The sequence below is a fragment of the Geobacillus sp. PLS 41 genome (genome assembly GCF_056494105.1).
Genome location: NZ_CM151395.1, coordinates 1,641,267 through 1,666,579 on the forward strand (window position 1 = coordinate 1,641,267; position 25,313 = coordinate 1,666,579).

At 54.1% G+C, this 25,313-nt stretch carries 29 protein-coding genes, 1 pseudogene and 1 riboswitch; of the genes and pseudogenes, 22 read left to right on the top strand and 8 right to left on the bottom strand.

Annotation, left to right across the window (positions count from 1 at the left end; all coding sequences use genetic code 11):
- Positions 1 to 137: 137 nt before the first annotated feature.
- From ACVX3G_RS08110 to pstB, 3 genes are all read left to right on the top strand, one after another.
- On the top strand, positions 138 to 1,430 hold the full coding sequence (locus ACVX3G_RS08110) for an MFS transporter (protein WP_011231936.1): 1,293 nt from the start codon (positions 138 to 140) through the stop codon (positions 1,428 to 1,430).
- A 72-nt stretch (positions 1,431 to 1,502) separates the two neighbouring features.
- The gene (locus ACVX3G_RS08115; protein WP_014196354.1) at positions 1,503 to 3,617 is read left to right on the top strand and encodes a peptidoglycan D,D-transpeptidase FtsI family protein; all 2,115 of its coding nucleotides are present in this window, start codon (positions 1,503 to 1,505) and stop codon (positions 3,615 to 3,617) included.
- A 330-nt stretch (positions 3,618 to 3,947) separates the two neighbouring features.
- The gene (pstB, locus tag ACVX3G_RS08120; RefSeq protein WP_119878022.1) at positions 3,948 to 4,757 is read left to right on the top strand and encodes a phosphate ABC transporter ATP-binding protein PstB; all 810 of its coding nucleotides are present in this window, start codon (positions 3,948 to 3,950) and stop codon (positions 4,755 to 4,757) included.
- A gap of 144 nt (positions 4,758 to 4,901) precedes the next feature.
- Here the strand turns inward: pstB and ACVX3G_RS08125 are convergent, their stop codons facing one another.
- On the bottom strand, positions 4,902 to 5,351 hold the full coding sequence (locus ACVX3G_RS08125) for an endolytic transglycosylase MltG (protein WP_014196352.1): 450 nt from the start codon (positions 5,349 to 5,351) through the stop codon (positions 4,902 to 4,904).
- Positions 5,348 to 5,698, bottom strand: a complete 351-nt coding sequence (locus ACVX3G_RS08130; protein WP_012820534.1) for a sigma factor-like helix-turn-helix DNA-binding protein — start codon at positions 5,696 to 5,698, stop codon at positions 5,348 to 5,350. Before ACVX3G_RS08130 ends, ACVX3G_RS08125 begins: the two co-directional genes overlap by 4 nt.
- A gap of 159 nt (positions 5,699 to 5,857) precedes the next feature.
- Between ACVX3G_RS08130 and rpmG the strand changes: the two genes are divergently transcribed.
- From rpmG to ACVX3G_RS08155, 5 genes are all read left to right on the top strand, one after another.
- Complete coding sequence (gene rpmG / locus ACVX3G_RS08135) at positions 5,858 to 6,007, top strand: 50S ribosomal protein L33 (RefSeq protein WP_011231931.1); 150 nt, start codon at positions 5,858 to 5,860, stop codon at positions 6,005 to 6,007.
- Positions 6,008 to 6,060: 53 nt separating this feature from the next.
- Positions 6,061 to 6,633 (top strand): 5-formyltetrahydrofolate cyclo-ligase, encoded by a 573-nt coding sequence (locus tag ACVX3G_RS08140; protein ID WP_033007314.1) that lies wholly within the window; start codon positions 6,061 to 6,063, stop codon positions 6,631 to 6,633.
- Positions 6,623 to 7,396, top strand: coding sequence for a DUF92 domain-containing protein (locus ACVX3G_RS08145; RefSeq protein WP_011231929.1), 774 nt, complete (start codon positions 6,623 to 6,625; stop codon positions 7,394 to 7,396). Before ACVX3G_RS08140 ends, ACVX3G_RS08145 begins: the two co-directional genes overlap by 11 nt.
- Positions 7,397 to 7,473: 77 nt before the next feature.
- On the top strand, positions 7,474 to 7,653 hold the full coding sequence (locus tag ACVX3G_RS08150) for a hypothetical protein (protein WP_011231928.1): 180 nt from the start codon (positions 7,474 to 7,476) through the stop codon (positions 7,651 to 7,653).
- Between the two features lie 165 nt (positions 7,654 to 7,818).
- Positions 7,819 to 8,988: a rhomboid family intramembrane serine protease gene (locus ACVX3G_RS08155; protein ID WP_014196348.1), complete on the top strand. Its 1,170-nt coding sequence runs from the start codon at positions 7,819 to 7,821 to the stop codon at positions 8,986 to 8,988.
- A 50-nt stretch (positions 8,989 to 9,038) separates the two neighbouring features.
- Here the strand turns inward: ACVX3G_RS08155 and ACVX3G_RS08160 are convergent, their stop codons facing one another.
- Positions 9,039 to 9,902 (bottom strand): hypothetical protein, encoded by an 864-nt coding sequence (locus tag ACVX3G_RS08160; protein WP_011231926.1) that lies wholly within the window; start codon positions 9,900 to 9,902, stop codon positions 9,039 to 9,041.
- Between the two features lie 125 nt (positions 9,903 to 10,027).
- On the opposite strand from ACVX3G_RS08160, the gene ACVX3G_RS08165 reads away from it, so the two are divergent.
- The 4 genes from ACVX3G_RS08165 (at position 10,028) to ACVX3G_RS08180 (ending at position 14,104) form a co-directional block, all read left to right on the top strand.
- Positions 10,028 to 11,491 (top strand): spore germination protein, encoded by a 1,464-nt coding sequence (locus tag ACVX3G_RS08165; protein WP_011231925.1) that lies wholly within the window; start codon positions 10,028 to 10,030, stop codon positions 11,489 to 11,491.
- 95 nt (positions 11,492 to 11,586) lie between these two features.
- Positions 11,587 to 11,799, top strand: coding sequence for a YqgQ family protein (locus ACVX3G_RS08170; RefSeq protein WP_011231924.1), 213 nt, complete (start codon positions 11,587 to 11,589; stop codon positions 11,797 to 11,799).
- A gap of 7 nt (positions 11,800 to 11,806) precedes the next feature.
- The gene (locus ACVX3G_RS08175) at positions 11,807 to 12,760 is read left to right on the top strand and encodes an ROK family glucokinase (protein ID WP_011231923.1); all 954 of its coding nucleotides are present in this window, start codon (positions 11,807 to 11,809) and stop codon (positions 12,758 to 12,760) included.
- 183 nt (positions 12,761 to 12,943) lie between these two features.
- Positions 12,944 to 14,104 (top strand): M14 family metallopeptidase, encoded by a 1,161-nt coding sequence (locus ACVX3G_RS08180; RefSeq protein WP_011231922.1) that lies wholly within the window; start codon positions 12,944 to 12,946, stop codon positions 14,102 to 14,104.
- Positions 14,105 to 14,139: 35 nt separating this feature from the next.
- Here the strand turns inward: ACVX3G_RS08180 and ACVX3G_RS08185 are convergent, their stop codons facing one another.
- Entirely contained in the window at positions 14,140 to 14,316 is a 177-nt protein-coding gene (locus ACVX3G_RS08185) for a DUF2759 domain-containing protein (protein WP_011231921.1), read from the bottom strand.
- A gap of 170 nt (positions 14,317 to 14,486) precedes the next feature.
- On the opposite strand from ACVX3G_RS08185, the gene ACVX3G_RS08190 reads away from it, so the two are divergent.
- Positions 14,487 to 15,119: an MBL fold metallo-hydrolase gene (locus tag ACVX3G_RS08190; RefSeq protein WP_014196343.1), complete on the top strand. Its 633-nt coding sequence runs from the start codon at positions 14,487 to 14,489 to the stop codon at positions 15,117 to 15,119.
- Positions 15,120 to 15,439: 320 nt separating this feature from the next.
- Positions 15,440 to 16,572: pseudogene (locus tag ACVX3G_RS08195) on the top strand (class I SAM-dependent methyltransferase).
- An 83-nt stretch (positions 16,573 to 16,655) separates the two neighbouring features.
- Here the strand turns inward: ACVX3G_RS08195 and ACVX3G_RS08200 are convergent.
- Both ACVX3G_RS08200 and ACVX3G_RS08205 read right to left on the bottom strand, forming a co-directional pair.
- Complete coding sequence (locus ACVX3G_RS08200; protein WP_008879854.1) at positions 16,656 to 16,898, bottom strand: DUF2626 family protein; 243 nt, start codon at positions 16,896 to 16,898, stop codon at positions 16,656 to 16,658.
- 158 nt (positions 16,899 to 17,056) lie between these two features.
- On the bottom strand, positions 17,057 to 17,755 hold the full coding sequence (locus ACVX3G_RS08205) for a helix-turn-helix transcriptional regulator (RefSeq protein ID WP_011231918.1): 699 nt from the start codon (positions 17,753 to 17,755) through the stop codon (positions 17,057 to 17,059).
- A gap of 192 nt (positions 17,756 to 17,947) precedes the next feature.
- On the opposite strand from ACVX3G_RS08205, the gene comGA reads away from it, so the two are divergent.
- The 8 genes from comGA to ACVX3G_RS08245 all read left to right on the top strand — a co-directional run bounded on the left by comGA (position 17,948) and on the right by ACVX3G_RS08245 (position 22,397).
- Positions 17,948 to 19,021 (top strand): competence type IV pilus ATPase ComGA, encoded by a 1,074-nt coding sequence (gene comGA, locus ACVX3G_RS08210; protein ID WP_011231917.1) that lies wholly within the window; start codon positions 17,948 to 17,950, stop codon positions 19,019 to 19,021.
- Positions 19,018 to 20,046 carry a competence type IV pilus assembly protein ComGB gene (comGB, locus tag ACVX3G_RS08215; RefSeq protein ID WP_014196341.1) on the top strand — a complete coding sequence of 343 codons (1,029 nt, stop codon included), beginning with the start codon at positions 19,018 to 19,020 and terminating at the stop codon, positions 20,044 to 20,046. Before comGA ends, comGB begins: the two co-directional genes overlap by 4 nt.
- A 202-nt stretch (positions 20,047 to 20,248) precedes the next feature.
- Complete coding sequence (comGC, locus tag ACVX3G_RS08220) at positions 20,249 to 20,545, top strand: competence type IV pilus major pilin ComGC (RefSeq protein ID WP_011231915.1); 297 nt, start codon at positions 20,249 to 20,251, stop codon at positions 20,543 to 20,545.
- Entirely contained in the window at positions 20,535 to 20,972 is a 438-nt protein-coding gene (gene comGD, locus ACVX3G_RS08225; protein ID WP_011231914.1) for a competence type IV pilus minor pilin ComGD, read from the top strand. Before comGC ends, comGD begins: the two co-directional genes overlap by 11 nt.
- Positions 20,956 to 21,282 (top strand): type II secretion system protein, encoded by a 327-nt coding sequence (locus tag ACVX3G_RS08230; protein WP_011231913.1) that lies wholly within the window; start codon positions 20,956 to 20,958, stop codon positions 21,280 to 21,282. Before comGD ends, ACVX3G_RS08230 begins: the two co-directional genes overlap by 17 nt.
- Positions 21,261 to 21,707 (top strand): competence type IV pilus minor pilin ComGF, encoded by a 447-nt coding sequence (comGF, locus tag ACVX3G_RS08235; protein ID WP_014196339.1) that lies wholly within the window; start codon positions 21,261 to 21,263, stop codon positions 21,705 to 21,707. Before ACVX3G_RS08230 ends, comGF begins: the two co-directional genes overlap by 22 nt.
- Before the next feature lie 74 nt (positions 21,708 to 21,781).
- Positions 21,782 to 22,171: a competence type IV pilus minor pilin ComGG gene (gene comGG / locus ACVX3G_RS08240; RefSeq protein WP_014196338.1), complete on the top strand. Its 390-nt coding sequence runs from the start codon at positions 21,782 to 21,784 to the stop codon at positions 22,169 to 22,171.
- 46 nt (positions 22,172 to 22,217) lie between these two features.
- A complete protein-coding gene (locus ACVX3G_RS08245; RefSeq protein WP_011231910.1) occupies positions 22,218 to 22,397 on the top strand; it encodes a YqzE family protein in 180 nt (59 codons plus the stop codon).
- A 102-nt stretch (positions 22,398 to 22,499) separates the two neighbouring features.
- On the opposite strand, the gene ACVX3G_RS08250 is transcribed toward ACVX3G_RS08245, so the two are convergent.
- On the bottom strand, positions 22,500 to 23,294 hold the full coding sequence (locus ACVX3G_RS08250) for a YqhG family protein (protein ID WP_011231909.1): 795 nt from the start codon (positions 23,292 to 23,294) through the stop codon (positions 22,500 to 22,502).
- Entirely contained in the window at positions 23,281 to 24,945 is a 1,665-nt protein-coding gene (locus tag ACVX3G_RS08255; protein WP_014196337.1) for a DEAD/DEAH box helicase, read from the bottom strand. Before ACVX3G_RS08255 ends, ACVX3G_RS08250 begins: the two co-directional genes overlap by 14 nt.
- Positions 24,946 to 25,164: 219 nt before the next feature.
- Positions 25,165 to 25,253: riboswitch (glycine riboswitch) on the top strand.
- Positions 25,254 to 25,313 lie beyond the last annotated feature (60 nt).

Sequence of the window (25,313 nt, forward strand, 5' to 3'; positions counted from 1 at the left end):
AAAGCGGGGCGAAACAAAACGCCCCGCTTTTTTTAGCGACGGAGGGTGCAGGCAAAGGAAGCGGTTTTCTTCGCGCCGGGTGCATAGCCATAGCGGAAATGGCCACACTACCGGATAGATGAAAAGGGGAGTTTGCAATGGCATTTTTCCAAAAACTAACCGGCCAAGAACAAGTGAACCGCGACCTGTTGCTTTTGCTTTGCATCGGCGGGTTTTACACGCTCGGTGTTTCCCTCTCAAACACGTTTGTCAACATTTATTTATGGAAACAGACCGGCGATTTCCGCGACTTGGCGCTATACAATTTGGCGGTCGTCACGATGCAGCCGCTGACGTTTATTTTCGCCGGACGGCTGGCGAAACAAATTGACCGCATCCTCGTTTTGCGGCTTGGCGTGTCGTGTTTAGCCGTTTTTTTTGTCACCGTTTTATTGGTCGGCTCTCGCGCTCATCAATATTTGCTTTTTCTCGGCGCGCTGCTCGGCGTCGGCTATGGTTTTTATTGGTTGGCGTTTAACGTGTTGACATTTGAAATTACCGAACCGGAGACGCGCGACTTTTTTAACGGTTTTTTCGGGGTGTTGACCTCATCAGCCGGCATGATCGGGCCGATTGCCGCCGGTTATATCATCTCATCGCTTCATGGAGCGAAAGGGTATACGTTCGTTTTCTCGCTGTCGCTCGGCTTGTTTCTTGTCGCTGTGCTGCTCAGCTTTTTCTTGAAGCGCCGCGCGGCCGCGGGGAAATATTTGTTCGTCCGCATTTTAAAGGAGCGGAATGAAAACCGGAACTGGCGGCTCATTACGAATGCCCACTTTTTTCAAGGATTGCGCGAAGGCACGTTTGTGTTTATCATTTCCGTGCTTGTGTATGTCACTTCTGGAAGTGAATGGGCGCTCGGCAAATTCGGGCTTGTCAACTCGTTTACATCGTTTGTCGCCTATTATGCCGTCTCCCGGCTGATCAAGCATGAATATCGGATGAAAGCGATTTTGCTGGGAGGAGCGTTGCTATACGGAGCGATTTTTTTGATCGTCTTCCATCCAACCTATCCGCGCCTCATTCTTTATGCCATCACGATCGCCATTGCGTATCCATTGCTGCTTGTTCCGTATTCCTCCTTGACGTTTGACGTCATCGGAAAGAGCTGGAAATCGGCCGAGGCGCGCGTCGAATACATTGTTGTCCGGGAATTGTTTTTAAACGCCGGACGGGTGGCATCGATTTTAGCCTTTTTGACGGCTATGGCGCTCTTTGGTGAAGAGGCTGGCATTCGGGTGCTTATGTTTGTGTGCGGGGCCGGGCATTTGGTGATTTATTGGTTTGTCCGCCGCATTCGCTTCACCGATGGCCGTCCGGAGCGCGATCAGCGCGAGAGGCTTTTGCTTCGGCCGAAGCTGGCCGGCGAACGAGGCCGTTCGCCGGTGTGAGGGGCCAAGTTTTTCCCTAGCCATGACCGACTTTTTCTTTTACAATAGGGGGAGGAGAAGGAGGACCGGGGGATGAAACGGAAAAAGCGAGCACAAGTGCCGATTCGGTTAAACATTTTGTTTTTCTTTGTTTTTTTGTTGTTTTCAGCACTGATTTTACGCCTTGGCGTCGTACAAATCGTCTACGGTGAAGATTATCGGCGCGAAGTGGAGCGAACGCAGGATGAAATCGTCAGCACGCCGGTGCCGCGCGGCAAAATTTACGATCGATTCGGCCGCGTGATCGTCGACAACACACCGCAAAAGGCGATTACGTACACGCGCTCCAAAACGACACAGCCGGAAGAAATATTGGACGTAGCAAGGAAACTTGCCCAATACATCGACATTCCCGATGCTGAGAAAAAAGTAACTGAGCGCGATATGAAAGATTATTGGATTTTAACGCATCCGAAAGAAGCGAAACGGAAGGTGAGCGAACAAGAACGGAAAAAGCTCGCTGATCAAGGATTGACGCAAAAAGAGATCGACAAAAAAGTGTACGAGTGGACGCTCGATCGCATCACCAAGCAAGATTTGGCGCAAATTTCGAAAGCAGAGCTTGAAGTGATCGCCATTAAACATGAGATGGAGAGCGGCTACGCCTTGACGCCACAGACGGTCAAAAGCAAAGGAGTGACCGACCGCGAATATGCGGTCGTCAGCGAGCATTTGAGCGAGCTGCCCGGCGTCAATACGACGGTGGATTGGGACCGGAAATACGTCTATGACAATACATTCCGCTCTGTGCTCGGCAGTGTGACTGAAGAAGACGAAGGCGTCCCGCGCGAACGGCTCGATTACTTTTTAGCCCGCGACTACAGCCGCAATGACCGCGTCGGCAAAAGCTATTTGGAGATGCAGTATGAAGAAGTGCTGCACGGCAAAAAGGCAAAAGTGAAAAACGTTGTCGACAAATCGGGCAATGTCATCTCGGTTGAGCAAGTGTATCCAGGCGAGCGCGGCAAAGATCTCGTGTTGACCATCGATGCTGAATTGCAGCAAAAAGTCGAAGAGATCATTCAGCAGGAGATTCTGGCGACGAAGCGCAAAGGCCGATCGCCGCTCTTGGACCGGGCGTTTGTCGTCATGATGAACCCGAAGACGGGCGAAGTGTTGGCGATGGCCGGCAAGCTTCTTCAAGACGGCAAATTTGTCGACTTTGCCATCGGCAACATCACGTCCGCCTATGCGATGGGATCGGCGGTGAAAGGGGCGACCGTTCTCACCGGCTTTCAAACCGGGGTGCTTCATCCGAATACGTATATAAAGGACGAGCCGCTGTATATTAAAGGAACCCCGGTGAAAAAATCATGGAAGACGATGGGGACGATCAACGAACTGACAGCGCTCAAGCAGTCATCGAACGTTTACATGTTTAAAACAGCGATCGCCATCGGGGGCGGTGTGTACCGTCCGCATGCGCCGCTTCGCATCAATCCAGAGGCATTTGCGACGATTCGCCACTATTTCAGCCAATTTGGCCTTGGCGTGAAAACGGGCATCGATTTGCCGAACGAACTTAGCGGCTTCCAAGGACAAAGCACGCGCGGCGGATTTTTGCTCGACTTAGCCATCGGCCAGTACGATATGTATACGCCGATGCAGCTGGCGCAATACGTCTCGACGATCGCCAACGGCGGCTATCGGATGAAGCCGCAGCTTGTCAAAGAAATTCGTGAGCCGTCGGCTGACGGAAAAAAACTTGGCCGGATCATGAAACGGTTCGAACCGGTTGTGCTAAACCGGATTGATATGAAGACGGAATACATCAAGCGGGTGCAAGAAGGATTCCGCCGTGTGATGCAAGAGCCGGGCGGAACGGCGTATTCGTACTTTGCGAGTGCTTCGTACAAGCCGGCCGGCAAAACGGGGACGGCAGAGGCGTTTTACGATGGACCGATCCAAAGCCGACGGAATGATCCAACGTACAACTTGACGCTTGTTGGCTATGCGCCGTACAACGATCCAGAAGTGTCGTTCGCCGTTGTCGTCCCGTGGGCGACGCAAGGGGAGAGCGACGGGATTAATGACCGGATCGGCCGCCGCATTTTGGACGCCTATTTTGAATTGAAAGCGAAGCGGGCGGCCGGAGGCGGGAGCAGCTTCGATGCGCAAGGCGGTGCGGAGGCCGCCGATGCGCGCTGACATGAAAGGTGCCTAGCCAGGCGCCTCTTTTTTTGCGCTTGCAAAAAAATGGCTCTTCACTAAAAGTTGTACTTGATTTTTTCTGAACATACCCTATTTACGCTTGTGAGGGAAAATCAGCACTTTTTGCATATCTTTGTGCAGGAAACCGTATTGCTTGTCAAGTACATGTTGTGGTGAAGAGCCAAAAAATGATGTTCGTTTACAAAAACTTTACATACCGTCCACACAGCGTTAACGATCGTTTTGTATGCTTATGATAGGAAAAACTCGATCTTCCGCTGCCAGTGAGGGCGGAAGGAAATGAAAGGAGTCACGCCGATGAGGACGATGGCGGTGGTGGAGCGCCGAAAAGAGGACATTCCTTCGGCCCAGTTGGTGAAAAAAGAGGTTGTTTACGAAACGAATGGACTGAACGTATGGTATGGCGAGCATCATGCGTTAAAACATATTCACCTGTCTTTTTATGAACGCGAGATTACAGCGATTATCGGCCCGTCAGGATGCGGCAAGTCAACCTATATCAAAACGCTCAATCGAATGATCGAGCTCATTCCAAACGTCCGGCTCGAAGGGGAGATTTTGTATCGCGGCCGCCGCATTTTTGACACGTCATACCCTGTTGAACAGCTGCGGACGCAAGTGGGCATGGTGTTTCAAAAGCCCAACCCGTTTCCAAAGTCGATTTATGACAACGTCGCCTATGGGCCGCGCATTCATGGGATCCGCGACCGGCGGCGGCTCGATGAGATCGTCGAAAAAAGCTTGCGCCAAGCGGCGCTCTGGGAGGAAGTCAAAGATCGGCTTCATGAAAATGCCCTCGGTTTATCGGGCGGCCAACAGCAGCGGCTGTGCATCGCCCGCTGTTTGGCCGTCGAGCCGGATGTCATTTTAATGGATGAACCGACATCAGCGCTCGATCCCATTTCGACAGCGAAGGTCGAGGAGTTGATGGGCGAGCTGAAAACAAAATACAGCATCATCATTGTCACGCATAATATGCAGCAGGCGGCTCGCATTTCCGATCGGACAGCGTTTTTCTTAAACGGAGAAGTGATTGAGTACGGAGAGACAAAAACGTTGTTTTCTCGTCCAGCTGATCAGCGGACGGCGGATTATATCGCCGGGCGGTTCGGATGATAAAAGCGGCCGGAGGGCGTCAGGCATGACGGACAAAAAGTTCGTTTCAAAAAAGATGTGTTTCTTTCAAAAAACGCTGTTTGATGCGCAGACACAGCCTTAAGAAAAGGTGTCCCGGTCCTTTGGGAGGGACACCTTCTTTCGTTATGGTTCGGCAATCAAACGGCCGATGGCTGCGTAGTCCATATCGCTCCGCACGTTGTAGACGCCGGGGCGGATGGAGCGCGTCAGCCCATGTTGTTCCAAGTAGTCGTTGAAGGCGCGGGCGCTTTGAACGATGCCAGCCTCTTCAAGTTCGCGGGCAAAGGTCTCTGGCGTATCTCCTTTTTGAATAACGAGTCGATAGACGTAAACGGTTTGCCCTGATGGTTCGGACATCTGCTTGGACGCCGCTTTCGGAGCGGCGTTCGGCTGAGCGCTGCGGAGCCTGTCGTATTCCTCTTTCGCCACGGCGACAAGCCCATGCTGTTTGAGGAACGTCTTGATTTCCGCTTCCGTCGGTGCAGCCGGGGGTGAAGCGTAATACGAGGCGCCGATCAGTGCTGTCGATACAAGCAACCCGAGGGAAAACGAACGCATGGATCGCTTGTTCATCGGCGCAACCTCCTTACCGCCCGCTCGACTTCCGCAACGGTCAGCCCCGTCTCACGGGCGATGTCTTCGAGCGGGAATCCTTGTTTATGCAAAAACAAGATGCGCCGATCGGCCGGCGACAATGATCCGCCAAGCCGCGGCGAAGCGGACCGTTGCCGCTCCGGAATGAGGAGCTCCTCCTCGATGACTTGCAGCCGCTTTTTGATCTGGTACGTTTCTTGCGCCAGGGAAACGGTCAAATGATCGATTTGTTCTTCGAGCGGTTTCAGTTCATCTTTCGCAAAAAAGGAAAGAACAAGGAGAATAATGGCTAGAGCTGCCAAAGCGATGATTGCGTATTCCACCACATGCATCCCTCCCCTTTTCACTATACCATACCATTCTCTGCTTGTGGCGCTCTTATTGAACAAAGATGAAATTTAGAGGTGGAAATCGCCGAAGAAAAATGGTATCATAGAAAGGTCTGATTATATATAAAGTATAAAGCTCGTTTGGAGGGAAAAAAGATGCGCGTGAACATTACATTGGCATGCACAGAATGCGGCGAACGCAACTATATTACATCGAAAAATAAACGCAACAACCCAGAACGTTTGGAATTGAAAAAATATTGCCCGCGCGATCGCAAAGTCACGTTGCACCGCGAAACGAAGTAAGCAGTGGGAAGATGATTCCTGCTGCTTTTTATCTTTATGGGAGGAAGGGGAAGATGATGGACGGCAAACAGGAATGGCGCCAGCGCATGTTGAATCAGCTTCGGCAGCTTAAAGCGGCAGAAAAAGAGATGTACGATCGGCAAATCGCCGCTCATTTATATCGGTGGCCATTATGGCAAACGGCGCGGACGATCGCCATGACGGTGTCGAGAGAGACGGAAGTCAACACCTTGCCGATCATTGAACAGGCGTGGCGGGAAGGAAAAACGATCGGCGTCCCGAAATGCGATCCAAGGGCGAAAACGATGTCCTTTCGGCGGCTTGAGTCGTTTGCCCAGCTCGAAAAAGCGTACGCCGGATTGTTTGAGCCGATTGAAAAACAAACAACGCCGATCGACCGCGATGAGTTTGATCTCATCATTGTCCCGGGGGTCTGTTTTGCCAAAACCGGCTACCGGATCGGCTATGGCGGCGGGTATTACGACCGATATTTGCCGGGAGCTTCGGCGGTGACGGCAGCGCTGGCTTACTCCTTTCAAGTGATGGACGACATTCCGGCCGAGGAGCATGATGTGCCGGTGAAATTCATTATTACTGATCAAGGAGTTCTTCACTGTGAGCGATGAATGGTGGTATATCGCGGTCTCTGCCCTCGCCGCCGGCGGCGGGTGGTTGTTGCGCTTGTTGTCCATATCAGGAGCGGCGGCAACCGTTGTCATCGGCGCAGCGGTTGGATGCGGCTTTTCATGGGGCGGAATATGGGTGTTAGGCTGCTTTTTTGTCAGCTCCAGCTTCTTTAGCCACATCGGAAGGCAACGCAAGGCAAAACTGTCTGAAAAATTGGCGAAAGGCGGGCGGCGCGATGCCATCCAAGTGCTGGCCAATGGCGGGGTGCCGGCCGTGTTGGCGCTATTGGCCGCTGTCCGTCCCGACCCGATTTGGGATGATCTGTTTGTTGTCGCCGTCGCTGCAGCGAACGCTGATACGTGGGCATCTGAAATCGGTTCTTTAAGCCCGTGGCCGCCTCGGGTTTGGCCGAGCTTTCGGCCGGTGGAAGCCGGCACCTCAGGGGCTGTGACGCTCCTTGGCACGGCTGCTTCGTTTGCCGGCGCACTGTTTATTGCGGCTGTTGGCGTGTTTTTTCTCGACGTCCGACCCGTTTTTACTCTTGCCTTTTTCGGTTGGCTCGGCAGCTGGTTCGATACGTGGCTTGGCGCGGCTTGGCAAGCGGCTTACCGCTGTCCGGCATGCGGGGCGACGACTGAGCGGAAATGGCATTGCGGGCAGGCGACCATTCATATGAAAGGCTGGCGGTGGCTTGACAATGATGCGGTGAACGTTCTTTCGGTCATCTTTGCGGTGCTGGCCGCCTTCGTGCTGGCGCGTTAGACGCGCCCCGCTTCATATTTGGAGAGAAAAAGGGAAAAAGAATAACGAGCATGTCATATGATGAAGGAGGAACAACGATGAATAAATGGTCGTACCCGCTGCTTGTCGTTGCCGCTGGATGTCTTGCTTACCGCTATCGCTACCGAATGGCCGCCTTCGCATTGCGCGTTCCGTCGTTGCGAAAGCAACTTGTCCGATTTGCGCTCCACATTCCTCCTGTGCGCAACGCTCTTGTTTCGCAAATGTTGCGTCCATGATGCAATAGCGGTGAATCATTTTTGAAGAAGTCGGTTATGAAAAAACCGGCCGCCGCGGCCGGCGCCCGCCGGCCCATTCGCTCCGGTTTGCCGGACGGTCGATGAGTTGGCTTTGTTGCTGTTTGTCGGACTTGGCCTCGCCAGGGAAAGGGAGAGGAGAACGTGATGGGAACGATGGATGTACTGTTTTGGCAGCTTGTTCAGCGTTTGTCTCGCGGCGGCTACCGCATCGTACGGATGTCTGAGCAGGCCGATGAAGTATGGCTGGAATCAAACCATTGGCGTCGCCCAACACTCATCCGCCTCGTGCGCGCTGATTTTGATTGGAGCCGATCGTTGCGCCTTGATATGGAATATACATGGCAATTCGTTCAGCAAATGAGGGGATGGAATTTCAGCAAAGCGGGCCGGGTCATCAATGTTTATGTGATGGTGTATCCGCCGGTTGACGATTGGGAATTTCTTGTCGCCGAGCCGTTGCCGCTCTCTGGAGTGTCCGATGGCGTGCTTCATACGCTCCTCCTTCACAGCGGCAATATGGGGGACGTGCTGCCGCGGCTTGCGGAGATGACGGGTGTTGCGCTCCGTTTTGAGCCGCCTGTGGAAACGTCCGATCCGTTTGCTGCCGCCGAGCGCTTAAAGCGCGAGGTGGTCCGCGAATGGCGGCGCCGCCGTGAGGAGGAACGGCGCATTTTTGAGTATGGCAAGCCGATGTTCACCCGGCTGTTCATCGTCGTGCAGGTTGCGATGTTTTTGGTTCTCGAATGGAGCGGCGGGAGCACGAATCCGGATGTGTTGATCCACTACGGCGCCAAATTCAATCCGCTCATTGAGGCGGGAGAATGGTGGCGGCTGTTGACGCCAATGTTTTTGCATATTGGTTTTTTGCATCTGCTGACCAACACGCTCGCCTTGTATTATTTAGGGATCACGGTTGAGCGGCTGTACGGCTCGCTTCGCTTTTTGTTCATTTACGTAACGGCTGGATTTTTCGGAGCGCTGGCGAGTTTTTTGTTTACACCGTCATTATCGGCCGGGGCGTCGGGAGCCATTTTCGGGCTGTTCGGGGCTCTTCTTTACTTCGGCACTGTCTACCGGCATTTATTTTTTCGAACGATGGGGATGAACGTCATCAGTTTAATCATCGTCAACCTGTTGTTTGGCCTGCTTGTTCCCGGCATCGACAACGCCGGCCATATCGGCGGACTGGTTGGCGGTTTTTTGGCGGCTGGCGTCGTTCATTTGCCAAAACACACCGCTTTAGGGCGGCAGGCGGGAGCGTTGGCGGTGGCGGCGTTGCTTGTCGCCGCTGGCTTATGGATCGGATTTCGGTAAACGCCCCCACTTCGCTTTGTTTGAAGTGGGAGGCCTCTTTTCGAAATGTGTTAAAGAAGTTGCACGAGCATCACTTTTTCCCCGGTTTTCGCTTCAATGAGAACGAAGAGCCTACTGTAATCTTTGCGAATGAGAATGAGCGGCATCGTGCTGCCGATTGGCGAGAGGATGGATCCATCCTCTTTTTTTATGCCAAGGATGTACGACTTGTACAATCCTTCCCAAAGACGGCCGATGACGGTTTGCGTTTTTGCCGTTGACAACCCCGGCAACGGTTGTTCCGTGTAGGCGACGAGCTCCGGCAAATAAAGGGCGTAATAATCTTTCTTTGACAAAGAAAAGTGGGTGAGCAGCTCGTCCGCTTTATGACGAAGAAATTCATTCGTGGCTTTGTTCAAGACGCGCTGCCATTCGCGCTCGTCATCTGTTCTTGGCCGCCGGAACGATGCGCGCGGATGGTACGGTGAGTCAATGACGTACAAATAGCTGCTTGACATCGTTTGGCTGCTTGTGATGTTCTCTCCTGTATGCAGCTCGCCGTGATGGAACGAGACGGCTTGAAAAAAGCGGCTGTCCCGCATCCGGACCTTCTTTTCCATGTCGATGGCATCCGTGTTCGTTTTCCATTTCGACAGCACATCGGCCAAGCGGCCATCGGCAAACAACAACGAGACGTCCTGACGCAAATAGGCGCGGCGGTTTAAAATGGAGGCGGCTGACCAGCGGAGCGCGTAGCGTCCGGGTTCATTGCCGCCCTCAAGCGCAAGCGATGTTTTCGCTTCGATGAACGCCGCTTCGCGATCAAGCGGGAAAAACTTGATCGTTTCAGCGGTCTGATCGTGCTCCCACAGCGAGGCGAGCGCGGCGGCAAGGAAAAAAGCAAGCGCCATGAAGGGGATCATCCATCGTTTCATGACATCCTCCCGGATTGGACAAGGTTTTCACCAATATATGCATTGCAAGGAACATTTATGTATGAATTTCCTCATGCTTGTCTATGATGGGGAGTATACAGTGCAAACGATGCAGGGGGATGACGATGGAGAAACAGATGCCCAAACGCCTGGCGTCCCGTCGCCTTCATGACAATGCATCCTATTTAGCCGAACGGCTTGGAGTCGGGAAGAGCTTCGATGTCATTCGCCTTGACGTCGAATATGGCGGCCGGGCGATGGCGTTGTTTATGATTGACGGATTTGTCAAAGACGATATTTTGCATTATTTGATGAGATATTTGTCCCGACTTGAGGAACACGAACTGGACGTTCACCCGCTTGAGAAGCTCCTGAAAAAATATCTTCCGTACGTCGAGATCGGACAGACAGACGACTTGGAAGAAGCGGTCGCGATGGTGCTTGCTGGGCCGACGGCATTAGTCGTTGACGGCGTTGAGCGGATCATTTTGATTGACGCCCGCACGTATCCGGTGCGCGGGCCGCAAGAGCCGGATACGGAACGGGTCGTACGCGGGGCGCGCGACGGTTTTGTCGAGACGATCGTCTTTAACACCGCGCTCATCCGCCGCCGCGTCCGCGACCCTTCCTTGCGCATGGAGTACGTGCAGGTGGCGCGGCGCTCGAAGACCGATATTTGCATTTGCTATATCGAGGAAATAGCCGACCCAGAACTCGTTCGCCGCGTTCGGGAATCGATTACCGCCATTGACACAGACGGGCTGGTTATGGCTGAGAAAACGGTGGAAGAGTTTATTTCCGGACGGCATTGGAATCCGTACCCGGTTGTCCGCTATACGGAACGCCCTGATACGGCAGCGGCCCATTTGTATGAAGGCCATGTGCTTGTGATCGTCGATGGATCGCCAAGTGTCATTATTACCCCGGCAACGTTTTGGCATCATTTGCAGCACGCTGAAGAGTACCGGAATAAGCCGATCGTCGGGGCGTATTTGCGGCTCGTCCGCTTTCTGGCCGTTTGGGCGTCGTTGTTTTTACTGCCGCTTTGGTATTTGCTCATGATCGAGCCGGAACTGTTGCCGGATCCACTCCAGTTTTTGGGAAAGGCCAAATTGGGAGACATTCCGCTGTTTGCACAAATTTTGATGATTGAAATCGGGATGGATATGCTGCGAATGGCCGCCATTCATACACCGTCTTCGCTGGCGACCGCGCTCGGCCTCGTCGCCGCGCTTATGATCGGCGGCATCGCGGTGGAAGTTGGACTCTTTTCCAATGAAGTGATTTTGTATTTTTCCGTTACGGCCATCGGTACGTTTGCGACGCCCAGCTATGAAATGAGCTTGGCGAACCGGCTCGTCCGCATTGCCTTGCTCATTTTGTCGGGCCTGTTCGGCCTGTACGGTTATGTCATCGGCATCACCGTTTGGATTCTTGCCTTGGCGCGGATGACGTCATTTGGCGTTCCGTACTTATGGCCGTTCATCCCGTTCTCCTACCGAGCGATGCGCGACGTGCTCATCCGGTCGCCGATGCCGCTCAAAAACCGGCGGCCGGCGATTCTTCACCCGCGCGACCCTGACCGCTGACGCAGGTGCTGATTTTTAGCGCCTGCGTTTTTTGTCTTGACGGCCGCGGCCGTTTGCCGCTACATTAAAAGAGGAAAAAAGGAGCATGAATGATGATGAAGACGGTATACGATGTTCAGCAGCTGTTGAAACGGTTTGGCACGATCATTTACGTGGGCGACCGGCTCGCTGATCTGGAGCTGATGGAAGAGGAAGTGAAAGAGCTGTACCAGTCCCAGCTGATCGATGCGAAACAGCTGCAAGCCGCTTTGTTTATTTTGCGGCAGGAAGCGCAAATGGAGCGGGAAAAACGGATGAAAAAAGGATGAGGATGCAATGGAACCATGGTTGGTAGGCATTGACCTCGGGGGCACGACAATCAAAATGGCGTTTGTCACCACCGAGGGTGACATCGTGCACAAATGGGAAATTCCGACGAACACCGCCAATCGCGGTGAGCATATCGTCGCTGACATTGCCCGATCGCTTGAAAAGACGCTCGCCCAGCTCGGCGGAGCGAAAGAGAGGCTGCTTGCCGCCGGCATCGGCGCCCCCGGACCGGTCGAAGAGGAAACCGGCATGTTGTATGAGACGGTCAATATAGGGTGGACGAATTATCCATTGAAGCAACGGCTGGAAGAGGCGACGGGGCTGCCCGTTTCGGTCGATAATGACGCCAATCTCGCCGCGCTTGGCGAAATGTGGAAAGGAGCAGGGGGAGGAGCGCGCCATTTGTTGTTTGTGACGCTTGGCACCGGCGTTGGCGGCGGTGTGATTGCCAACGGAGCCATTGTGCGCGGCATAAACGGCGCCGGCGGAGAGATCGGACATATGACGATGATCCCTGATGGCGGCGCCCGTTGCAACTGCGGCAAAACCGGATGTTTGGAAACGATTGCGTCCGCCACCGGCATCGTGCGGATCGCCAAGGAGAAATTGACCGCAGATGAGCGTCCGAGTGAGCTTCGCAACGGGGATGTGACGGCCAAAGCGGTGTTTGACGCCGCCAAAGCGGGCGATGCGCTGGCATTGGAAGTGGTCGATGAAGCAACGTACTATCTTGGTTGGGCGTTGGCGAATGCCGCCAATGTGACGAACCCGGAGAAAATCGTGATCGGCGGCGGCGTGTCCAAGGCGGGTGACATGCTTGTCGAGCGCGTGGCCGCCCATTTCCGCCGCTTCGCGTTCCCGCGCGTCGCCGCTGGGGCGAAGCTCGTTTTAGCGACGCTTGGCAACGATGCCGGCGTCATCGGCGCCGCCTGGCTGGCGAAAGAGCTTGTCGGCGCGTAAACAACGAAAGGTGTCCCAAAAAGGTTGGGGCGCCTTTTCTTATTGTTGGATGATATGAGATTGGAACGAACTTTAAAGAAGGAGATGTTTGCGAACATTCGTGCACTGCCGCCTGCCAGGCGCTCATTTTTTGCCGTCTGCCGACATATGTTAAGGTAAAGAAATGGGAAGGGGAGACGGCGCATGCACCTTCAAGCATGGCCCGGCGATACGTTTGAAACATATGGACGATGGTTTTCGGTGCCGACTGAACTGATCATCGATTCGAATCCGCATGTGGAAGAGGGATTGCGCCCTGGGCAGACCGTTGCCATCCCGGGATACGCGCCGATCGATACGTGGGAAGCGCTCGCTGACCGCCTATCGCTGCCGACGGAGGTGCTGCGGCGGCTGCCGGGGGCGATGGCGGTCATCAACGGAACAGCGCCGCTGCCGAAGCGGATTTCGTCCCCGGTCGTCCGCAGCGTCCGTCCGTACGATTTTGCCGCTTTGATGGAGGATATCACCGCCCTCGTCTGTCGCTATCCGTTTGTGCGCCAGCGGACGATCGGCCATAGCGTTCTCGGCTTGCCGCTCGTTGAACTGCAAATCGGCCGCGGGCCGGTGCGCGTGCATATGAACGGATCATTCCACGCGAATGAGTGGATCACGACGGCCGTAATCATGGCGCTCATCGACGAGTACGCGAGGGCGTTGGTTAACGATGACGAGCTTGCTGGCCATCGGGTGCTTGATTATTACCGTAAAGTGACTCTTTCCGTTGTGCCGATGGTCAATCCCGACGGCGTCAACCTTGTGCTGAACGGCCCGCCGGAAGAAGAGCCGCATCGGAGCGAAGTCGTCTGCATCAACGGTGGATCGCTCGACTTTTCGCAATGGAAAGCGAACATCCGCGGCGTTGATTTAAACAATCAATTCCCAGCTAACTGGGAAATAGAACAGGCCCGCAAACCGCCGAAAGCGCCGGCACCGCGTGATTTTCCAGGATTCGCCCCACTTACGGAGCCGGAGGCGAAAGCGATGGCGGAGCTCGCCGAGTCGGGCGATTTTGCGATGGTCGTCGCGTTTCATACACAAGGCAAGGAAATTTATTGGGGATATGAAGGGTTCGAGCCGCCGGAGGCGAAGGCAACGGTTCAGGCGATGGCTGAAGCAAGCGGCTACCAGGCTGTTCGCTACATTGACAGCCATGCCGGCTACCGCGATTGGTTCATTCAAACGTGGAGACGGCGCGGTTACACGGTGGAGCTCGGCGAGGGTGTCAATCCATTGCCGCTCTCGCAGTTTGCGCGAATATACCGCGACAGCCTCGGCCTGTTTTTAGCAGCGCTCAAAATGGCATAAAAAAACGCAAGAGGCATGATTCGCCTCTTGCGTTTTCAGTGCGTGCCGGTTGGAATGCCATGATGTAAAATGGTCATGATGGTAAACCAGCCGAATACGGCGGTAGTGGCAAGTCCAAACAAAAATCCGAGCACGTTTTTCTCGCGCAATGTACGGAGCATTCCATAAAGGGCAAGCAACGTCACAAGTGCAAAAATAATGACCGTACCCATCGTTTTACCCCCTCATGAAACAGTATGTACAAACGTGTCCATTCTTTTTCATTGTAATCTTTTTTTCCTCCATTTGTCGAGGTCCCTTTCTCTTTTCTCTTCCATCGCTTGAAAAAAAGCAGTAAAATAAAGTTAAATATTGGACATGTCAAGGAAAGGAGGAGATGGCCATGGAATGGACGCGCATCCCTGTCGGCCCGATTCAGGCCAACGCTTACTTGTTGTCGTCTGCAGATCGACAATGCCTGATCGTTGACCCCGGCGCGGAAGGCGCGGCGCTCGTCCGCCGGATCGAGGAAAAAGGGCTGACCCCGTTGGCGATTTTGCTGACGCATGCGCATTTTGACCATATTGGCGGCATCCCGGACGTGCTTGCCCGCTGGGACATTCCAGTGTATGTGCACGAAAAGGAAAAACAATGGCTGCAAGATCCGGCATTGAATGGCTCGCTTTATTTCGGCGGTCCGGTCGCTGTCCGCTGCGAACCGACATGCCTGAAAGGACCGACGGTGCTGAACATTGGTCCGTTTGCGTTGGATGTCCGCGAAACGCCGGGTCATTCCCCGGGCAGCGTCTCGTATTATTGCAAACAAGCCAATATTGTGTTTTCCGGCGATGCGCTGTTTGCCGGCAGCATCGGACGCACGGATTTGCCAGGCGGCAACCATCAGCAGCTGTTGAAAAGCATTCATGACGAACTGCTTACGCTGCCGGAGGAAACGATCGTTCTTTCAGGCCATGGGCCAGAGACGACGATCGCCGCGGAGATGGATACAAATCCGTTTTTGCATGGGTTTTCGTAAGAAAAAAGCCGTCTACGTCGGCTTCACACAAGCAATTCCCTCGGGCAAACGCAGGCGGCTCCTTTGGGCAAGGAAAAGCGCAACGGAAGGCCTCCTGGCGCCGGAACACACAAAAAAACCCTTCTTAGCCGCGCCAAGAAGGGTTTTTGGGGGATGTTCTATCCACAATAATGGGAGGGGATATAGTTAAGCTGCTACTATAACAATATATGATTATTTTCACTATGTCAACAGTAAAAAAGTGAACGACTCCCACTTCACTTTGCTTGAGGCGGGAGCTTCTTTCGGAATGATGATGAAGACGGGGTAGAGAAATGGTGATGGGTCGATTGTATGAACAGATTGCCGCAGCGCCGGGTGGGCGGGTGTCGTACGCCGATTACATGCAGATGGTTCTTTACGACGAACGATTCGGCTACTATATGCGAGAGCGGGCGAAAATCGGCAAGGAAGGCGATTTTTTTACGAACAGCTCATTCGCGCCGGTGTTTGGCAAAGCGCTTGCTTCGCTTTGGGTTCGGATGGTGGAACAGAGCGGCCTGCCGCCCGCTGTTTGCGAGTGGGGGGCGGAGACGGAAGATTGGCGCTTTCGGTATTGGAAGAATGGAAGAAAAAAAGTCCACATACATACGACCGCTTGTCGTATACGATCATCGACCAAAGCCCGTTCCACCGCCGGCGCCAGCGCGAAACGCTTCAACCCGCAGCCGAGAAGGTGGAGCAATATGACGATGTCTCTCGCTGGCTGGCCGAGCGTGGGCCGTTTTCCGGCATTGTGTTTAGCAACGAATTTTTTGATGCGTTTCCCGTTCACGTCATTGTAAAGGAAGGCGGCGTTTTGCACGAATGTTTTGTCGCCGCCCGCGATGGCCGGCTCGTTGAAGAAAAGGCGCCGCTTTGCCGTCCCGCTATTGTCCGCTATTTACATGAGCGCGGATTGGATCTTGCTGAAGGGCAAAGGCTTGAGGTGCCTCTCGCGATGAAGGCGTTTTGGCTCGAGGTTGGGCCGCTGTTTCATCAGGCGGTGATGGTGACGGTCGACTATGGCTATACGGACGAACAGTTGCGCGCCCCGGCACGGCGGCATGGAAGCTTGCGCGGATATTTCCGCCATCAGCTTGTTGCCGACCCGCTTCGCCATCCGGGGGAGATGGACTTGACGAGCCATGTACAATGGGATGCGCTTCGCTTGTACGCCCGTCAGGCTGGGTGGGAGGAAGTGGCGTTCGTTCGCCAAGATCGGTTTTTGCTCGCGGCCGGCCTTTTGCATGAATGGAACGTTTCAGAAGGCGGCGATTTCTTTTCGCCGGCAAGCCGCCAAAATCGAATGATCCGCGCGCTGATCGCCGACGATGGCGTCAGCCGCTTTTTTGACGTGCTTATTTTGCAGAAAGGAATGAGTCTCCCCGCGCGAGACTTTTGGCCAGCGCCCGAGTTTTTGCCGGCCGATTAACGGCTTCCTTCGCCTATCTGCAATGGAGAAAAGGGGTTCCGGTCAAAGCGGCAAAAAAACAGGCAGGAGGTTCTGCCTGTTTTTTATTCACCCATGCCGGGCACCATCATAAAAGTCGTCCAATACGTAAATGCTGCGAAGAAAATCGTCAAATATGCCCCGAAAATGTAAATGTACATTCTCTCGGTCAGCTTTAAAAAGCCGAGGAACAGGAAAAATACGGTTTGGCCAAAGAAGATGAGCGACGTCGTATGCATATGGCCAAGGTAAAACATGACAGCAAAAATGCCGGTCCAAAAGGCGAGCACGCGGAACATGCGGTCCATTATGTATCCCTCCTTTGTTTGTGCAAACCATTGGTCCTTACTTATTATAATGTACAATGATTGGGAATGTAAATAACGCTTTCGGACAAGTGGTAAGAAATGATGCCAATGCCGGCCGTTGCTTGCTTCAGACAAAAAAGAAGGAAGGAGGGACGCTGTCACGGACGGATGATGGTGCGGTAGGCGCAGCGGTGGCTGCCTTCCATCATATTTTCCGTTTCCGTTACTTCAGCACCGGCAAACAGCGTCTCGACCATTCCCTCCAAAAAAGCGTGGTGCATGCCGCAGACGGTATCAGGTGCTTGCGCGGCGATTTCTTTGAACGGGCAGTTGAAAATATCGAGGTATAGCACTCCTTTTTCTTCATCATAGTGCAATTGCGGCAAAAATCCAGCCGCTTCGGCCGCCTCTTCCATTATGGCGATTTTGTCCGCCATGGTGAGCGCGCTCGCTGTGCCGTTATGCGGCAAACGGCTGGCGATGAGCTCACGGCCGAACCGCTTTCCTGTTTCACGCAACGCCTCGCTTCCAATGGGACCGAGTTTGGCCATCGTTTGAATGGCGATGCGGGCGAGGAGTTGATAATCGCGGAACGGAAAATACAGCCCGATCACTTCGTCGGACAGGCGGTACAGCCGGCTCGGCCGCCCGCCTTTTCCCGTTTTTTGCGTATCCGATACGACCATGCGAACGTCTTCAAGCTTCGTTAAATGCAAGCGGGCAACGTTTGGATGGATATGAAATTTTTCTGCGATTTCTTGAACAGAAACTTCGCGATGCACTTTTGCCATATATTCATAAATATGAAATCTTGTCGGGTCAGACAATACGCTTGTGATTTTCAGCGTTTGTTCCATTGGTTTCCCTCCTAAATGAATCATTGATATGGTTATTATAATGAAATCGTCCAAAGCGAGGAATGATTTTTGTCACTATTGGCAGTGAGTGGACTGACATTCAAAAAAATTTCACAAAAAAGCTGCGCCAAAAGCAGGATAACGACTCATGCTCGTCGAAATACAAAGCAGTCTGTCGAAAGGAGGGAATATGTGCTGAACGAGATCGAACAAACGGCAAACCGCCTTCTCGCCGAAGCGGTGCAGCGCCGCGCCTCGGATCTTCACCTCGTTCCGCGCCGCCGCGATGCCGCTGTTCGTCTTCGGCTTGATGGCATGCTTGTCGACGTTGGCGTGCTTTCGAAGGAAACGGCGGAACGTCTCATCGCCCACTTTAAATTTTTAGCCGGCATGGACATCGGGGAACGACGCCGTCCGCAAAGCGGCGCCATGGAAGTGGCTGAGTTTGGGGAAACGGTGTATTTGCGTTTATCGACATTGCCGACGCTCTACGATGAAAGCCTCGTCATTCGGCTTCTGCCGCAGCGCTTCTCGCTGCCGCTTCGCGAACTATCTTTATTCTTCCGCTCCACCGCACGATTATTTTCCTTCATGCAGCATCCGCAAGGGCTTGTGCTGTTGACCGGCCCGACGGGGTCGGGAAAAACGACGACCCTCTACACCCTTCTTGATCTTTGCCAAGCTGAAAGGCAACGCAACATCATCACGCTTGAAGATCCGATCGAAAAACAGAACGAACGATTGTTGCAAGTGCAAATCAATGAAAAAGCAGGCATCACATACGCCGCCGGGTTAAAAGCGGCGCTGCGCCATGACCCGGATGTGTTGATGGTCGGCGAGATCCGCGATCATGATACGGCGGCCATTGCCATCCGTTCAGCGTTGAGCGGCCATTTGGTCGTCTCGACGATGCACGCCGCCGATGCAGTCGGCGCCGTCTACCGGCTGCATGAATTCGGCATTCCGCTCGGCGATTTGGCCGAGACGCTGCTTGCCGTCTCTGCCCAGCGGCTTGTCGAGCTTTGCTGCCCGCTGTGCGGCGACGATTGCCATCCATCGTGCGGCCGTCTTGGACGACGCCGGCGCACGGCTGTTTATGAGTTGCTTTGCGGTTCAGCGCTGGAGGACGTGATTCGTTCCCTCTCCAATGGGAGAGGGAAGCCAAAGCGCTCTTATATGACGCTGGCGCGCTTGATCCGCAAGGGGATTGCGCTCGGCTACCTGCCCGTTCGCATGCTTGAGCTCGTCGGAGGGGGAGAAAGATGAAACGCAAAATGTGGCCGCTCGCTGAACAGGCGTTGTTTTTCACTCGGCTCGGCCGGTTGCTCGAGCGCGGTTACCCCCTTGGGCAAGCGCTTGAGTTTTTGGCCATTCAGGCTCCCACACACCGCCGGATGGAAGTGGAACGCTGTCTGCAGCAGCTGCGCGCCGGGCTGCCGCTGTTTGCGGCTGTCGAAGCGCTGTCGGTCGACCGCATGGCGGTTAACCTTCTCTTTTTTGCCGAACGGCATGGCGATTTACCGCGCGGCATGGCAGAGACAGGGGAAGCGCTGGCGCAAAAAGCGCGCTTCCACGAGCAGCTTCACCGCTTCAGCCGCTATCCGCTGTTCCTTCTTTCTTTGCTCATCATCATGCTCGTCTTGATGGAATGGTGGCTGCTGCCGCAGTTTGAACGGGCGGCGGCGGCGTTTTCTCCACAACGCGGGCACACCGCTTGGCTGCTTGCGGTGGTCGCCCATGCCCCTATGGCGATGGCGGCCATCGCCGTCTTGGCGGTGTTCTCCGGGCTGTTTTACACCGCTTATTTCCGCCGCTGGCCGGTCTCCCGAAAACTTCAATTCGCCTTGCGAATTCCAGGGCTTGCTTCGTTTCTGAGACTGTTCCTCACCTGCCTGACTGCCCGACAGCTCGGGCGCTTGCTGCAGGCCGGGTTGTCGGTTTATGATGCGCTCGGCGTGTTCAGCGAGCCGTCGTCCTGGCCATTTTTGCAAATGGAAGGCCGGCGCCTTCGCCACGGGTTGATGAAAGGGATGGCGCTTGACAGATTAATCGGCGCCGCCCGCTATTACGAACAAGAGCTGGCGCTTGTCATCCGCCACGGCCAGTCGAACGGCGAGCTTGGCAAAGAACTTGAACATTACAGCGAGTTTTTGCTGCAGGTGATGGAACAACGAATCGAGTCGGTCTTAAAATGCATGCAGCCGCTTTTGTTGGCGGTGGTTGGCTCGTTTGTCGTCGGCATGTATTTGGCGATTTTGTTGCCGATGTTTTCTATGTTGAATGAACTGTAAATAACTTCCGTTTAACAAGGATGGGACGGCTCTGTAGGAACAAGATGCTCAATCTTGATATGTTGGCTCCTTGAGAGAGGGACGCGCCCCTCCTCCCAAGGCCCAATCAATGAACAGACTCGATGGTCAAGGAACGGATCGAACTGAACCGGCCATTCGCTAAGCGCTCTTTCTGAAATTTCGTATGCGAGGAGGAGTGACAATGAATCAAAAAGGATTCACATTGATCGAAATGTTGATCGTTATGATGGTGATTTCTGTCCTGCTGCTGATTGCCATTCCGAATATGACAAAGCACAACAGCATGATCAATTCGAAAGGATGCGAGGCGTTTTTGAACACCGTGCAAGCGCAGGTGAAAGCGTATGAGATGGAGCATAACAAAATTCCGACGGTGCAGGAATTGCTCGCTGGCCGCTATATCAAGTCGGACAAATGTCCGAACGGTCATGCGATCCAAATCAGCGCGAACGGCGATGTGAGTGAAAGTGGCTCGTAACGGCGGGTTTACGCTGCTTGAGATGCTGATCGTTTTCTCGGTGGTGCTGGTGCTTGCCGCGCTGGCTGTTCCGACGCTTGGCGGCGCTGTGCGCCATCAAGAGGAGATGTATATGCTGGCTGTGCTGCGCGCGGATTTGTATGGCGCGCAGCAGCATGCCATCGCCCGGCGGGTGAATGTAGCGGTTTTTTTTACAGACGGCGGCGCTGGGTACAAGGCGATTGATGCAACGAGCGGCCGGCAGATTGTCGCTCGTTCGCTCCCTTCTCCGTGGCGGTTTCGGCTCGGCACGCTGCGCAATCCGCTCATCTTTACTGACAACGGCAACATTGAACGGGCTGGAACTATTTGGATAGGGGGTGGCCAAATAACTTATAAAGTCACCTTTTTGCTGGGGAAAGGGCGATTTTATGTGCAAAAAATGTAGCGGCGGATTTTTGCTTGTTGAAGCATTGTTCGCTTTGGCGCTGCTATGGACGACAGCGGCCGTTCTTCTTCCACTGTTGATGCAAATGGCGCATGAGCGCAACAGCTTCATTCTCGAGGAGAAAGCGCGCCGGCTGTTGGCCATCGCGTTGTATGAGGAGCCGCTTGCCGGAGAAACCATGATCGCCGACGGGCGTACAGTATTTCGGCTGCAAGCGAGCGATGAAGGGGGACGAATGTGGAAAGTATGCGTGCGTTGGAACGATTACGTCGGCCGCGAGATGGAGCGGTGCGGGTATGGCAAGCGGTAGCGGCAAAAGAAAACGGGTTTACGATGATCGAAGCGCTGTTGGCGCTGGCGGCTGCGATGGCGGTGGCGGCGGTCGTTCCGGCGTTGTTGTCCGTCCGCTTGCTGGCTCCGGAGCCGACGGACGCGTTTTCCCGATTGGAATGGCGGCTGTTTTTGCAACAGCTGCAAATCGAGCTGAATGAAACGAGGCAGTGGTCGACTGGGGGCCATGTCCTCTATTTGCAAAAATGGAGCGGTGAGACGGTCAGTTTTTCTGTTGTTGCGTCAAGAGCCCAACTGATCCGCCAGGTGGACGGCGCTGGCAATGAAACGGCGCTCCGTCATGTGCGCGCTGTTTCGTACCGCGCCGGCACCCGCGGGATATTTTTGCAAGTGACGGCTGATGACGGCACCGTTTACGAGGCGTTTGTGGCGCGGGCGTTTTAGCGGGCGGCTTGTACGGTGAGACCCCCTTGACCGCCGCTTCCCCCTTTTAGACTGGAAAAACGAGGGAAGGGGAAATGGGTCGACAAGATGGTGTCATTTTTCCGATTGTGGCTGTCGTTTCTTTGTTGCTTGTCTTTTCTGTCACGCATGTCTTGCTCCTCTATGAAGCGGAACGACAGGCGGCTTATGCGGCCCGGCAGGCAGCCGAGGCGGACGAGCTTGTGCAGATGGCCGTGTTTGACGTAAAAGAACGCATCGCATCAGCCGATCCGTCGACCGCGGAAGAGGCTGGGGAATGGACCTATCCGCGCGGAAGGGCCGTCTACCGGTGGGTGCGGGAAGATGCAGCGCACGTTCGGGTTTCTTTGTCCATCCGTTCAGCCTCTGGACTGAGGCGCGCTGTCATGTTTACTGTCACGCTTCCGGCGCTTCATATTGTCGAATGGAGCGAGCAAAACGGTTAAAAGAGGAAAGAAGCGGAAAAACTAAAAGAAAAAAGGGGGGGATTTGATGGCGGTCAACGATTATGTCAAGTTTGTCACCCAACAATTTGTCGCCTACATGGACTTGCCGAAAGAGGAGCGGAGGCAGCGGCGTCAGGTGCGGAAACAAGAGCAGCTTCCGCTTTCATACCGCTTGTTTGGCATGGTGCCGCTTTCGCTTCGCTTGCTGTTTCGGCGCCGCCCGTAGCAGCCGCCCGCTGGCCTAGGCCGGCGGGCGGTTTTCGTGCCGACGGAAGGGAGTTCGTCGGTTTGAGCGCTGTGAGCCGGATGGACCCATCCCGGGGTTGATTCACGATGAGCGGGGCAGCAAATAAAACAGTCCGCCGTTGATGACGGAAACGGTGATGCGCGGCTTGTACTGCTTTTCCAACGCTTCCTTCTCAATATAATAGCACTCCGGCTTTTCTTCGCAGTCTTTGTAAAATTCATCAAGCAACGCCAAATCGTCGGCCCAGCGTCGGCGCGCCTCATCCGCCCACGCATGGTTGTCGGCGGCGATGCGGCTGCGTATGTATTGCTCGAGACGGCCGATGCCGCTTCTCGGTTTAATGAGCGGGGAGATGGTGAAACAGTAATCAGGGATTTTCGGCGTCAGCCGTCGCTCGCGCATCCGCTCATGAAACGACTCGACGATCGTTCCGCTAATGAGATGAAGGCCAAGGGAGACGATTTCATCTTTTTTTCGGTCGCATTCGTACGAAATCGTGACGTTCATGCCGAGCCATGGATGGAGGGCGGCGTTGCCGTCCAAAGGCGCGCTTGGCTCCTCATACAGGCGGATGAAGCTGCCGCGTTTTTGCGCTGAGCGGAACAGCTGGTGCAGCCGGGGAGCGCCGAAATGGAGGCGCTCGCCTTTGAGTTTGTCCGTCCGCTCGCTCGCGCGGGTGATGAGCGTCAGTCGCATCGGCTGCGGCACGCCGCCTGTCCGTTCAATATAATGCCAGTAAAACGGCCGATTCATCAGTTCTTTGTCCATTTCTGCCGTCAGCTGCACGGTGAGGTAGTCGTCGCTTGCTTCCACAAACGTGCAGCCGTTGGCCGCAAAATAGCGTTCGACAAAGCGGCGGATTTCATGTTGCTGCATGCCGCTCTCCTCCTTCCTTTCCAAGCTGCTCCGCCAGCTCGATCATCGCGACGATGTTTTCCATTTTGATTTTCATCTCCCCTTCGCTTCGTGAATGAACGAAGGCGTCTTCGAAGTAGCGCTCCAGGTTGGCGAGGTTCATTTTCGCCAAAATGTCGTCCAGCTCGCCGACGACTCGTTCGAACAGGCGGATTTTTTCGTACAGAAGCGTTAAAATATGTTCTTCGACCGTCTGTTTGACAGCGAAGTTATAAATGTAGACGTCATCCGTCTGCCCGAGCCGGTGGACGCGGCCGATTCGCTGCTCAAGGCGCATCGGGTTCCACGGCAAGTCGTAGTTGATGACATAGCGGCAAAACTGCAAGTTGATGCCCTCGCCGCCCGCCTCGGTGGCGATGAACACTTGGGCGTGGTGTTTAAACAGTTCCTGCATCCAGTCTTTTTTGCCGCGCCGGAAGCCGCCGCGAAACGGAACGGACGAGATGCCGTGCTGCTTTAAAAACCATTGCAAGTAAAGCTGCGTCGCCCGGTATTCCGTGAAAATAATGACTTTGTCATGAATGGAACGGATAAGCTCGAGCGCTTTTTCCGCCTTTGAGTTCGTCGTGACGGCGTTGATTTTTTCCAATACGCGTTCAAGCGGCTCCGGAACCGCTCCGCTGCATTTATCGATCATGTTTTTGATCGTGAGAAACAGCGCCTCGCGGCTGCTGCACGCCTCACGAAGAAGCGTGATGAGCGAAAACGAGCCGGCGAACGATTCGCGGCGGAGCGCCTTGACCGCTTCATACAGTTCCCGCTCCTCATTCGTAAACTCGATCAGCACCGGTTCAACGTGGCGCTTCGCCCATTCGATCGGCGTATCGGCGCGGCGGTTGCGGATCATCACTTTGTTGACGAGCGCTTTTAAATGGTCGTTCGTCTGTACGGCCCGCGTTTTTCCGTACGTTTTGGCAAACTGTTCCGAGCTGCCTAAATGGCCGGGTTTCAACAGCGAGACGAGGTTGAAAATTTCTTCGATCCGGTTTTGGATCGGCGTCGCTGTCAGGAGCAAACAAAACTTCTTTTTTAAATTTTGCACAAACTCGTAGTTTTTCGTTTTGTTATTTTTCAGTTTGTGCGCCTCGTCGATGATGATCATGTCGTACGACTGCCCGTAGATGATGTCACGGTGCGGCGGTTTTTTCGCCGTGTCGATCGAGGAAACGACGATATCGCACTGCTCCCAGACGTAGCTCTTTTTCTGCTGGACGGCCGGGATGAAAAATTTTTCGTTCAACTCTCTCACCCATTGCGAAACAAGGGAGGCGGGAACGAGAATCAGCGCTTTTTTCACAAGGCCGCGAATCATATATTCTTTTAAGACGAGCCCGGCCTCGATCGTTTTTCCAAGCCCGACTTCATCCGCCAAAATGGCTTTGCCGTTCATCTCCTCGACGACGCGGCGCGCCACTTCAAGCTGGTGCGGAAGGATCGTCAAGTGGGGCAGGTGTTTGGGCGCCTGCAAGCCATTAAATTCTGGGACGCTTAAATGATGGGCGGCCTCAAGAGCCAGTTCGTACATTTCCCAGCTCGCCCACGGACCGTCTTTTTCGATGCGTGCCAAAAATTCCTCCTTCCATGTTTCATCCATTTCAAGGTCAATGTTCATGGCGATCCCCTTCCCTTGTTGCGAATGTTTATATAGATTGCATGTGGTATGTTGAATAAAAAAAGAACATTATTATGACTAATTGCCATGAAAGTTCGATTATTTCCTATTGCCCTTTGACTGTGATTGATGGTAGTATAAATTTAGAACATTCTCATGACTCGTTGATCAGGGTGTTTGTTAGTATGCCCGATATGGAAACAATTTATTGATGGGCGGATGACGGCAAGGGGAGAGACTACGGAATGTAGCGCCGAAGGAGCAAGCGGAAACGCGAATCTCTCAGGCAAAAAGACTCTTGCTTGACGCAGCTCTGGAGAGCGCCTGCGTTCACGCAGGCCACCCAAGAGGAAACCGATCGGCCCCAT